The sequence below is a fragment of the Achromobacter sp. SIMBA_011 genome, assembly GCF_046535435.1.
Lineage (GTDB): Bacteria > Pseudomonadota > Gammaproteobacteria > Burkholderiales > Burkholderiaceae_B > Achromobacter > Achromobacter dolens.
In genome coordinates this window covers 1-233 of the sequence record NZ_JAWRWN010001291.1, presented here as the reverse complement: position 1 = coordinate 233, position 233 = coordinate 1, and the positions used below count along the sequence as shown (strand labels likewise).

Sequence of the window (233 nt, the reverse complement as noted above, 5' to 3'; positions counted from 1 at the left end):
CCTCGCGGAAAATCACCGCCAGATCGATCTGCCGCGCGCCGAGCATCGACCCAAGATAACCCGAGAGACTTTCGACGATACGCAGACGCACATCGGGATAGCGCTCCTGCATCGCGCGCATGAACGGCACCGCGAGCACGCCGCTCGTGCTGGGCGCGAGGCCCACGCTCACCTGCCCCGAGAGGCGCTTTTCGCGCGCGGCGGCCGCGGCGGCATCGACGTGACGCAGCGCG

Annotated in this window: 1 protein-coding gene; it reads right to left on the bottom strand. The window is 69.1% G+C overall.

Annotated features, from left to right (window positions below; translation table 11 throughout):
* Window positions 1-233: LysR substrate-binding domain-containing protein (locus SB816_RS35235; protein WP_410548655.1), on the bottom strand; the 233-nt coding region annotated here is incomplete at both ends.